Origin of the sequence: Streptomyces megasporus (assembly GCF_000718985.1) — a bacterium.
GTDB lineage: Bacteria > Actinomycetota > Actinomycetes > Streptomycetales > Streptomycetaceae > Streptomyces > Streptomyces megasporus.
Map to the genome: position 1 here is coordinate 1 of NZ_JODL01000160.1, position 321 is coordinate 321.

A 321-nucleotide genomic window follows, 5' to 3' on the forward strand; every position below is an offset into this window, starting at 1 on the left:
GTGTGCGGCATCGTGTGGTGCCACACCGGCGACCTGGACCGGCTCGACGAGACGCTCTCCGTGGTGCACGAGGCCGGGCCGCCGGCCTTCCACTTCACGACTCCGATGCCGTACGTCGGGCTGCAGAGCATGTTCGACGAACTGATCCCGGCCGGCTACCAGTGGTACTGGCGCGGCGACTTCTTCGACCACATCCCGGACGCCGCCCTGGACGTGCATCTCAAGTACGGCGAGAACAACCCCACCCAGCTCTCCCTGATGCACCTCTACCCGGTCGACGGGGCGGCCCACCGGGTGGGCCCGGACGACACGGCGTGGAGC

The 321-nt window shown here is 68.8% G+C and carries 1 pseudogene; it reads left to right on the forward strand.

The features are described 5' to 3' along the window. Positions 1-321 (forward strand): annotated as a pseudogene (locus IF47_RS0127150) (oxidoreductase); the annotation flags it as partial.